Annotated in this window: 7 protein-coding genes; 2 read left to right on the top strand and 5 right to left on the bottom strand. The window is 64.8% G+C overall.

Going from position 1 to position 10,447, the window contains the following annotated elements; all coding sequences use genetic code 11:
• Window positions 1-582 precede the first annotated feature (582 nt).
• A complete protein-coding gene (locus HY699_10985; GenBank protein MBI4516325.1) occupies window positions 583-1,488 on the top strand; it encodes a prenyltransferase in 906 nt (301 codons plus the stop codon).
• Between the two features lie 248 nt (window positions 1,489-1,736).
• Here HY699_10985 and HY699_10980 read toward each other — a convergent pair whose 3' ends face one another.
• Entirely contained in the window at window positions 1,737-2,345 is a 609-nt protein-coding gene (locus HY699_10980; GenBank protein ID MBI4516324.1) for a glutathione S-transferase family protein, read from the bottom strand.
• A 205-nt stretch (window positions 2,346-2,550) separates the two neighbouring features.
• On the opposite strand from HY699_10980, the gene murJ reads away from it, so the two are divergent.
• On the top strand, window positions 2,551-4,098 hold the full coding sequence (gene murJ, locus HY699_10975; protein ID MBI4516323.1) for a murein biosynthesis integral membrane protein MurJ: 1,548 nt from the start codon (window positions 2,551-2,553) through the stop codon (window positions 4,096-4,098).
• Window positions 4,099-4,209: 111 nt separating this feature from the next.
• Here the strand turns inward: murJ and HY699_10970 are convergent, their stop codons facing one another.
• The 4 genes from HY699_10970 to HY699_10955 all read right to left on the bottom strand — a co-directional run bounded on the left by HY699_10970 (window position 4,210) and on the right by HY699_10955 (window position 10,446).
• Window positions 4,210-6,420: a hypothetical protein gene (locus tag HY699_10970; protein MBI4516322.1), complete on the bottom strand. Its 2,211-nt coding sequence runs from the start codon at window positions 6,418-6,420 to the stop codon at window positions 4,210-4,212.
• Window positions 6,421-6,593: 173 nt separating this feature from the next.
• Window positions 6,594-8,450 carry an AAA family ATPase gene (locus tag HY699_10965; protein ID MBI4516321.1) on the bottom strand — a complete coding sequence of 619 codons (1,857 nt, stop codon included), beginning with the start codon at window positions 8,448-8,450 and terminating at the stop codon, window positions 6,594-6,596.
• 443 nt (window positions 8,451-8,893) lie between these two features.
• Entirely contained in the window at window positions 8,894-9,067 is a 174-nt protein-coding gene (locus HY699_10960) for a hypothetical protein (GenBank protein MBI4516320.1), read from the bottom strand.
• Between the two features lie 317 nt (window positions 9,068-9,384).
• Window positions 9,385-10,446, bottom strand: a complete 1,062-nt coding sequence (locus HY699_10955) for a PilT/PilU family type 4a pilus ATPase (GenBank protein ID MBI4516319.1) — start codon at window positions 10,444-10,446, stop codon at window positions 9,385-9,387.
• Window position 10,447 lies beyond the last annotated feature (1 nt).

Raw genomic sequence — 10,447 nt, 5'->3', positions numbered from 1 at the left:
CGTGGGTAACGTGGTTCGGTGTTATGGCCGTCATTCCCGCGAAAGCGGGAATCCAGTTTGGCGTTTGGCGGGTCGTAGCGAGCCGGCGCCGTGGATTCCCGCTTTCGCGGGAATGACAAATTGCGTCCCTTTCGGCCATGGGCCTCCGTCGGCCTGACAGTACACAGTACTGTAAGACTGGTGAGGACTTGCCCGGTCGGCTGCACGCTACCCACAAATCTGTCGCACACCCCTTGGCGCTCACCCCAAGTCGCCGGCGGTCGGGCTAACTGCTGCGAGGGGCCATCATTGCCTGCGCCTGACTGCCAGCAAGCCTCAACGGCGCGGGTGTGAGTGTCCCGTGGCCCCACAGGAGGAGATAGTGCTCGGCCCCGCCGATGCTCACCGCGCCGCCGTCGGGGGCACCACCAGGATCTCGGTCGGCGAAAATCCAGCGCAGACGGCGCGACGGAGGGCGCAGTGGGGCTATGGTTTGGTCTTCCGAACTATGTCCCCCCAGATGGGTCCCCAGGAAGGCCTTTGTCCCCATTGTCTGGTGTCCGCCGCATCAGGCAGTATGACGGGCGTGGAGCCTCTTCTGCCATGAGCCACATTAGTGCCGGCATTTGGCGGTTGGCTGACCCGAAGATCTCGCTGGCCTCGTTCAGTTCGATGTTTCTCGGTGCCTGCGCCGCCGCGGGCGACGGCCACCTGATGATCGGCTGGCTGGCGCTGACGGTGTTGGGGATCTTCTGCATCGAGGTGGCGAAGAACGCCTCGGGTGAGGTGGTGGACTTCGACTCCGGCACCGACTTGGCTGTGGAGGCGGAAGACCGCAGCCCGTTCTCGGGTGGGAAACGCGTGCTGGTCGAGGCGCTGCTGACACGGCGCCAGACGGTCGACATCGCGGTTGTTGGCTATGCACTGGGCATCGCAATTGGCTTGGCGATAGCGGTGGGACGGGAAGCGGCGGTGTTGGTTCTGGGCGTCGTCGGAGTGGCGTGTGCGTACTTTTACCACGCGCGGCCGCTTCGTTTGTCGTACCGCGGCCTAGGCGAGTTCGCGGTGGGCCTGTGTTACGGGCCGCTGATCTGCGCCGGAACGTATCTGGTGCAACGCGGCCGTATCACAACCGCAGTGGTGCTGGTCGCGCTGCCGCTCGGGATGATGATTGCCGCCTTTCTGTGGGTCAACGAATTTCCCGACTACCGTGCGGACCGAGCGGCGAACAAGCGCACGCTGGTGGTGCAGCTCGGGCGCCAGCGCGCCAGCCGTGTCTTCACAATCCTAGTGAGCGCAGCTTTCGTCACCCTGGCGTTGTTGCCGCTATTCGGTTTGCCGTGGGGTGTGTGGCTTGGTGCACTCGGCCTACCACCGGCGAGCGTGGCTAGTCGCACCCTGTTGGCATGCCCAGAGACGACGGCCCACGTAATTCCGGCGCAGCTCAACACGCTGCGTGCTTTTGTGTTGCTGGCGCTGGGCACGGGGGTCGGCCTGCTGCTGTCCTGAGCCCAGATAATCGGGATTCAGGACCAGGCGCTCTCCCCGCATCTTGTACGCCACCGGGCTGACCCGCCTCTGCACGTTTGCCGTCAATAGTTGCTCCAATGGGCCTGCGAGATCTGACAGTCTGCTGAAGAAGGCGGAGAGCACGCTTCGAGAGCCTTAGCGCGGGCAGTTTCTGACGGACCTCCGGCGCCCACGCCCCGGGATTCACCCGGCAGCCAGGCATAGCCAATGTGCTCTTGCGCAGCCGTTTACGCCGACGCGCTCGGGCGCTGCTTGAACGCGGCGTACCAACGCGCCACGTTGGTACGCGCGGGATCAATCGGCAGCGCGGCCAACTCGGCGAAATCGAGCGCCGCCAGCAGTGTACAGTCGGCAATCGACGGGCGATTACCGGCCACAAACGGGCGGCTGCCGATCTCGGCATCGAGCATTTTCAGTACACTGGCCAGCCGTCCGCGCGCGTTTTCCGCGGCCTCGGCCGACTGCTTCAGCCGCCCGGCCATCAGCGGGTGCGTGTTCTGGAACACCGCCGCCACGTTCGATAACACCCCCAGCTCGGCGATCCGCTCGAGCGCCCGTACCCGCGCGCGCTCGAGCGGAGTGGTGCCGATCATCGGCGGCTCGGGGTGCAATTCCTCGAAGTACTCCATGATCGCCAAAGACTCGGGCAAGAACGTGCCGTCATCGAGTTCCAACACCGGCAAGCCCCCCAACGGGTTCTTCTTGAGAAACTCGGGCGAGCGGGTTTGTCCCGAGACAATGTCCACCTGTTCGAGTTGGACACTGAGCCCCTTCTCCGCGAGATAGACTCGCACCCGTTTCGGATTCGGCGCCATGGCGAAATCGTACAGCTTCATGCTTCACCCCCGCAGTTGGATTGCGGCGAGCTTACGCCGCTGCCGGCAGCAGTCAATGGATCAGCTCGGCATTTTGCCGTGTTGGAGACCGGCTGCGCGCAGCCCGGATACAGGCGGCCGCCAGCCCGCCGGGCAGCGCTGCGGTGGGCTTCGGCGCGCTGATCGGGCATAAACGCGCGCAGGAGGGCCGGTAGTGCAGGGCGAGGTGACAAAGGCCGCGGAACGGACGCGGCTGGGCGTGGCGGCGCTGCTGATGGCGGCGAGCGTGCTACTGTCGCGAGTGCTCGGCTACGCCCGCGAGATGGTGCTCGCCTACCGCGCGGGGGCGGGGGCGGCTACCGATGCCTACTATGCTGCTTTTCAACTGCCCGATCTGTTGAACTACTTGCTCGTCGGCGGCGCGCTCTCCATCGCCTTCTTGCCGCTGTACACCCGGCTGCTGGCGCGTGGCGAGCAAGCGGCGGCCGATCATCTGTGCGCGACGGTACTGGGAACACTCGGCACCATCGCCGCGCTGGCCACGGCGGTGCTGTGGTGGTGGGCCGAGCCGCTGATTGCGGTGCAGTTTCCGCGCTTTGATCCGGCGACCCGGGCGCTCACGGTCCGGCTTACGCGCATTGTGCTGCCGGCGCAGGTGTTCTTCATCGCCGGCGGCATCGTCAATGCCACGCTACTGGCGCGCCAGCGCTTCGGCGCGGCCGCGATCGCGCCGGTGTTGTACAACGGCGGCATCATCGCCGGCGGCCTGCTGCTGGCGCCGCGGCTGCAACAGGGGGTGGAAGGGTTTGCTTGGGGCGCACTGATCGGCGCGGTGCTGGGGCCGTTTGCGGCGCCGCTGTGGGACGCCCGCGGCCGCGTGCGCCTGCGCCTGCGGCTGGCGCCCGGCGATCGGGTCTTTCTGGCCTACCTCGTGGTGGCGGCGCCACTGATGTTCGGGCAGACCCTGCTCACGGTTGACGAGTGGTATGAGCGTTGGTTCGGGGCGTTGTTGGCGCCGGGCACGGTGGCCCATCTTGGCTACGCGCGCCGGCTGATGCAGGTGCCGGTGGCGGTTGTCGGTCAAGCCCTGGCAGCCGCGGCGCTGCCGCTACTGGCGCGGCTGTGGGCGGAGGAGCGGCGCGACGAACTCAATCAAATGATGTTGCGCACGCTGCAAGCGGGCCTGGCGCTGGCATGGCTGGGTGCCGGCGCCTTCTTCGCGCTGGCGACACCGCTGGTGCAGGTGATCTACCAGCGCGGCGCCTTCGGCAGCGCCGACACCACGCAGGTGGCCGCGATCTTGGCGGTGCTGGCGACAGCGGTGCCGGCCTGGATAACACAACAGATCGCCGCGCGCGCCTTCTACGCCCGCGGCGACACCTGGCGGCCGATGCTGCTCGGCACCACGGTTGCGCTAGCCGCCATCCCGCTGTATCTCGCCGTCGGCCAACGCTTCGGCGTGCTCGGCCTGGCAGCCGCCGGCGCCATCGGTATGAGCACCAATGCCCTCGCCACGCTCTTACTTGCCCGCCGGCTGCATGGGGCGCCTGACTTGTCCGCGCTGTTCGGGACGGCGGCCCGGGCCGCCGCTGTCGCCGCCGTCGCTGCGGTGGTTGTTCGCTTCACGATCGGCGCGCACACCGGCGCCGCCGGCACGGCGCCGCTCACACTGGTCGGGGGCGCAGCCCTATTCACAGCCGTCGCCCTGCCAGGCGCCTGGCTGCTCGGTGACGCCCCCATGCGCCAGGCGCTGCGACGCTTCGTTCGTCACTGAGCACCGGTCCGCCGCCGGGAGTGGCTTCGCTTACAGACGCCGCAGCGACTAACGCCTGAGGTCGTTGTCCCTACCGCCCCCGCTCTCGCGCTTTGCCGACGGTTTGCGCGATCAGAAATCGCAGGTTTGGAAAACCCACGTGTTCGAGTCGGGATCGCAGCAGCCCGCCACGGTCGACTTGCCCGTCCCGGGCGCATCAGCACAGTTGGCTACCACTTCGCCGTCATTCACTTTCTCGCAGCCGTTTCCGGTTCCGGCCGTATGGAAACTACACGGAAATGGTCCGGCTGCGTCAAACCCGTACAAACCAAACGACTTGCCAGCTTGCTTGAGCACCAGGTTTGTCTCGAGATAGTTCTTGCCATCCGGCTTGCCGTTGTCGTCTTGATCGTCCCAGCACAGGTACACGGTGACCGGCTGCTGGAAGTGCATGTTTGGCCTGAGGCTCAAGTTGTACACCTTGTTCGCTGGGGCCGATGAAGAGGTCAGCGTTATGTCAGTCGTCGAGGACCCTGTCGTCAGCGAGAGGCTGGTCAGTTGAGTCACTGCCCCCGGAGGAACGTCGGCATAGAAGCAATTGGCACTATCGGTTGCGGGAGTGGAGACCCAACCGCCCGACGGGCCGACGGTACTCCCGCCGGAGCGGTCTTTGTCGCAGCTGTCGGGATGCATGTCGGGGCAGGGATCACATACGTCGCCGACTTTGTTGCCGCAGCACTGCGGGTGGGAGGCATCGCAGGTTGCCGTGCACTCCGTGTTGAGCTGGTCCGGGTTGGCCTCATCGATGCAATTGTCGCAGGCATCGCCAACGCCACCCGCATCCGAGTCTTCCTGGCCTGGATTAGCGACCTGAACACAGTTGTCGCAGGCATCGGCGATGCCGTCTCCATCAGTATCCGGAGTACCCCCCGGCTTGCAAACCACGAACCCCGGCTTGTCGTAGCCGTCGAGGAAATCCGTCCCTTTGTCATACATGTTATTGCTGACGAAAGAGGCTTGGTCGTCTGCCGGCGGGCCGCCGAAATCGACGACCACATCGTAGTTCTCGATGAGGTTGGTCTGGGGCGTCGTTCCGCCTAACATCCCGGCCTTATGCCAAAGGGCCTCCATCGTCCCGTTGACGCACGAGTACTTTACTTGGTGAACCTCGGGGTCGTTAGCTTCGGTGACGTCTTGCAGTGCGGTTTGGACGGAGTTGTCCCACTCGCTCTTGGACCGGTGCTTGACCACCCAGTGGGCAGCAAACGTGCCGCCGGTATGACCGGGCGGTACGTCGATCGGGTCGACAGCACCCCAAACCGTGTCGTCCAACCGAAACTTGTTGGAGAACACGAAATACGGCTGTTCGTCAGGAACAGTTTTGCGCCCGGCGGACTCGATAACAACGTGGCCCTCGGGTGTGATGATGTAGAGAATGACGCCGGTGTCGCCGCTGAACGAGAGCACGTCATTGGGCTGAAGGACCGGAGGGTCCTGGCTCATTCCGATCTTGGCTACTACGTCGTAGGCGCCCGGTTGGGCGTTGGCGTGATCCCAGACCTTCCGGGTAAAGCCGGTCTCGTTTCCTTGAAGCTGAACCACCTCGATCTCAGCCTTGCCCAACTTGCCGGTCCGATCCTGTAGCGCGTCTCCGATCTTCCAGGCGTACTGATTCGGTACGGCAAAGAGGTGGACAGTGGAGCCGGCAGGAAAGTTGGTGCCGGTCACGTAGAGATCCTCTTTGGCGGCCTCGACAGCGTTCATCAGCACGCCATTGGCATCGGAGGGATACAGCGCGGGTGACTTGCGGGGCCGGACAGAGAACCCGCCTTTCCAGAGGATACGCGAGGAGGGCTTGTTCCAGGGCAGCCACGCGGTGAGGGCGCTGGTCGGTCTTGGGTTTTCGCCCGCGCCCTGTCCTCTCGGAAGCGTGCGCGTGTCCACGCTGCGAACCCTGAGTTGCAGCGGATGGCGGGCGAAATACTCCTCCGCCTCTCGGAAAGTAACGAAGCCCGTTTCTGGCGCTTGCCGCCTCGATCGCGATCCCGTGCCGACGACCCCACTCTGGTACCAAAACAGAGTGGGCGCGATCCTCCCGTCTCCGTCGGCGTAGAGCCGGGCGTAGGACCAGAGCCGGCGGGTATCGTCACTCAGGTGAATCTCGACTCCCTGCCGGGGCGCCAGCCCGCTCAACGCCAGCGAGAGCGAGTCCCCCACCTCGACGTTCTCAACGCGACGGGGCCGAACGCCGGAAGTATCGAGTAGCTCGACCGTGACCGGAGTTTCCCCGCGGTGCTGCCGCACCGCGCATCCGGGGCTGATCAACGCCGCCAGCAACGACAACGCTAACAACGAGAGAAATCGATCTGATCGAGTCATATACCCCTCCGTTCTGGGTGGGCTACGCCCACGGTAAGTATTTCCTCGCCAGCAAATCCGGCATGGTTTGGGCGTTGGGAGAGGGGCAACAGTTGTTGGAATCGGCGCAACAATGTGCCAAGCGACTCGGTACGAGATCAGGTATTCCAAGGGCTGGCGCCGCCTGGGCTGTAGCGGCAGAGGATGCCGGTTCGGATGCTGTTGGCGAAATGGCGCGCCAAAGCCGGCAAGTGCTCGCGCAACGTCTTTATCGTTGCCGAGATGCTGTTGCATACATTCACGCGCGCCCGCCCGGCGGCGGAGTTTGTGCCGCGGCTGCGGCCATCTTCACGCAGAGCCCCGGCTAGGTGTGACAATAGGAAATCCATCTCCCGCTGCACCACGGCGATGCGCCCGGTATCGTTGCACCGGCGCGCCTCTTCGAGATCCTCATCCAGGCTGGTAAGGCGGCGCTGGTAGGCAGCCTTTGCGGCGGTGTCGAGCACGACCCCGTTGCCATTGCCCCAGCCGAACTGGAGCCCTTCGGCGGCGAGTTGGGCCGGGTTAGGGGGCACGGCCGGCGCAGCACAGGTACCATTGCCGTTACCACGTGCACCGACGAGCTCGATCACGTGCACATCTTGGCCAGTATGCCGAATCAGGTAACTGATGTAGCGGAGTCCCGCTGTGTCTCGCAGCCGGACCACTTGTCCTCCGAACACGATCGTCCAGTATTGCCCTTCTCGGCGAAAGACGCTTTCGTGCTTCTGCGTGGTCGCAGGCCCGCCTTTGGGCAGATCGTTGCGCGCTTCAAGGCGTTGGCTGTGCGGCAGGTGCTCGTGAATCGCGTCGCGAACTAACCCGTGGATAAACCGGTATCGGCCGGCGCCATCCACCTCCGCAGCGATCAGCCCCGCCGCCATGGCTTCAGCTACAGCTGTCGAGACCACTTGTGGTTCCAAGCCGGAAACCACCGCAAGCTCGGACGGGTGGAAGCGAGCGCCCATGACACTAGCAGAGTAGAGGGTGCGCTGACACGACGAGGAAAGCCTGGCAAGCCAGCCGCGAACGCGTTGGCGAACACATTCCGGTACGGGACAGGTCGAAGCCGCCTGCTCGGTGCTGCCGCCGTGCGATTGCAGAAAATTGATGAGTTCGATGGCTAGCCAGGGGTTCCCGTCAGTTCGCCGGTAAATTGCTGCTACCAGCGGCCCAGACGGCCGCTTGCCGATGGCGTGCTCAATGAGGCGAGCAATGTCTCGCGGCGCCAGCGGGCCTAGCGTTAGCCACTCGGCGGCTGGATGGCGAGCGAGCTCGGTCAGAAGATCACGCAACTGGTGCACGGCCGCTAGCTCCGCGGTGGTATACGCGCCGAGTACCAGCAGCCTGGTCGCCGGGATGTGGTCGCTGAGCTGTGCGATCACGGCCAGTGAAGCCGGATCGGCTAGCTGCAAATCGTCGAACACGAGGCACACGGGGCGCAGGCGAGCCAGCTTCCTGAAGAACGAGATCAGGCGAGCGGAAACGCCAGGGGCGGTATTTTCGCCGCATCGCTCCGGCTGCTTGTCGCGGGCGCCCGAACCAATTCCGGCACCCGCCACTTGCGCGGAGTCGGCCAGTAGCTGCTGCAAGCTAAGGTAGGTGGCGCCAAGCTCTGGCGGGAGGAGGTCAGCGTCTACCGCCGCCAGGATGCGGTACCAAGGGGAGAAGGGGATGAGCCGGTCGCCGCTCCAGCCGCGAGTATAGCTGATCCACGCACCCTGGCGCTGCGCCTCCCGAGCTGTGCTCATAGCCAGAGCGCTCTTGCCGACGCCCGGTTCGCCGCTGAGGAACACAATCCGCCCCGAGCCCGCGAAGGCCTCGGTTGTTGCCGCTGAAAGGGAGGCTATCTCACGCTCTCGGCCGACGAGTCTGGTACCCGAGAGGCGGCTCCGAAGGACTGCGCCCGGGACCGAACTTGGCGGGTGGGCGCTGTCCCCGCTAATGCGACGCTCAGCCACTTTAGCGACGAGCATGATAGATCTTCCCGTCCGCCCCGTCTTGAGGCCGGCTGAGATGGCGCGGCAAGCTGCGGCTATACTTGCACTGCCGGTGGGTGTGCATCCGGCGGTGATGACATGCGTGGTAATACCATGCCTGCATCGGTCCCCTCCTGAATGCGGCACCGCCACCTTACCGGCCAGTTGCTCTCTACATCGACGAGCGGTTGTACCTTCGTTCAACCAACGCCGAGCGGTGCCCAATACATAAAGCGTGCTCCCGTACCATGAAGATAAAGTGCGAGTCAAGTTAATCCTCGCAGACTGCAATTACTTACTTACCTACCCACAACAGCGCATCAATCGTCAACTGAGCTTGACTTGGCGATCACGCTCCATATCGCCCCTTGTCTGCGAGCCGAAAGCCTCAGCGGGCAGTCTCATCGGCCGGAGCCTGGGCAGTCGTAGAGGGACCCGCTTCATCCGTGACCCTGCCAGCCCTCAGCCCTGATGAGCTGCTCGACGCGGTGGCGGATCTCGTCGCGGAGCGCGCGCACGTGCTCGATCAACTGCCCTTTCGGGTCGGGCAGGCTCCAGTCCTGCCGGCGCCAGCCCGGCACTACCGGACAACTCTCGCCGCAGCCCATCGTCACCAGCAGCTGAGCGCCAGTAACGTGTCCGGTTGCACACTCCGCACACGGAGAGCACGACGGGCAGCTCGACGAGCACGCCGACGACGGCGGCCAACGCGGCCCCGGGCCCTGGGCCGAACAGCGCGATGGCCGTTGCTACCGCCAGTTCAAGGAAGTTGCCGGCACCGATCAAGGCGCCGGGCGCCGCCACGCCGTGTGGCACCGGCAGAAACAGGGGCTTGAAGAACCCCAACCGATTAACGCCATCGAGAGGGGTCGCCGTCGGTCAGGTAGGACAGACGAACACCATCGCCGCCGGCGAGGCGGGGCGTGCGCGGCTACTCGTGGGGCGCGGGCGGGCTGAAGCGGGATTTCTCCGTGGCCTTCAGGTAGGCCTCTTCGCGGGTGATCTTCTGCTCGCTGAGGAGCTTCTGAATGGCATCGTCCATCAGCTGCATGCCCTGGCTGCGGCCGCCCTGGATGATGTTGCGGATGTTGGGCGTCTTGCCCTCGCGGATGGTGTTCGCCAGCGCCGAGTTCGACAACAGGATCTCGTTGCAGGCGATGCGGCTGTTGCCGTCGGCCGAGCGCAGCAGGATCTGTGCGCACACGCCCTTGAGCGAATCGGCAAGCATGGTGCGGATCTGCGCCTGCTGGGCGGCCGGAAAGGCGTCGATGATGCGATCGACGGTCTTGACCGCGGAGTTGGTGTGCAGGGTGCCGAACACCAGCGAGCCGGTGGTCGCGGCGCTGACGGCGAGCGAGATGGTTTCGTAATCACGCATCTCGCCGACCAGAATCACATCGCAGTCCTGCCGCCCGGCGGTGCGTAGGCCATCGGCGAAGGAGTTCAGATCGGTACCGACCTCGCGCTGGCAGAAGACCGAGGTCTTGTTCGGGTGCACGAACTCGATCGGCTCCTCGATCGTCAAGATGTGGCGGGCGCTGGTCTCGTTGATCAAGTCGATGATCGCCGCCAGCGTGGTCGATTTCCCCGAGCCGGTCGGGCCGGTGACCAACACCAGGCCGGAACGTAACAGGCTGAATGATTTCAACACCCGCGGTAGGTTGAGCTCTTCGAGCGTCTTGATCCGGCTCGGGATGGTACGGAAGACCGCCCCCAGCCCGTGCGCTTGGTGGAAGTAGTTCGAGCGGAAGCGCGCCTTGTCGGCGAAAGCGTAGGCGAAATCCAAGTCACCGGCAGCCAGGAAGTGCTGCCAGCGCTCGGGGGTGCAAATCTCGTGCAGGTAGCCGTGCATCGTCTCGGCCGTCAGCACCGGCTGATCGAGCGCGGTCAAATGCCCGTGGCGGCGGATCTTCGGCGGCTGCCCCTCGGCCAGATGCAGGTCCGAGCCGTCCTCGGCCAGCATGACATCGAACAACCGATCGATCTGCGCCATC

The sequence above is a fragment of the Deltaproteobacteria bacterium genome, assembly GCA_016210005.1.
Taxonomy (GTDB): Bacteria; Desulfobacterota; Binatia; order HRBIN30; family JACQVA1; genus JACQVA1.
Note: the sequence above shows the minus strand (reverse complement) of the source record. Positions and strands in the feature narration are given on the sequence as shown.

Excerpts from the sequence above, each read along its gene's own strand:
- HY699_10985 (MBI4516325.1), top strand. The coding sequence starts at position 583 with ATGAGCCACATTAGTGCCGGCATTTGGCGGTTGGCTGACCCGAAGATC.
- HY699_10980 (MBI4516324.1), bottom strand. The coding sequence starts at position 2,345 with ATGAAGCTGTACGATTTCGCCATGGCGCCGAATCCGAAACGGGTGCGA.
- HY699_10965 (MBI4516321.1), bottom strand. The coding sequence starts at position 8,450 with ATGCTCGTCGCTAAAGTGGCTGAGCGTCGCATTAGCGGGGACAGCGCC.
- HY699_10955 (MBI4516319.1), bottom strand. The coding sequence starts at position 10,446 with ATGGCGCAGATCGATCGGTTGTTCGATGTCATGCTGGCCGAGGACGGC.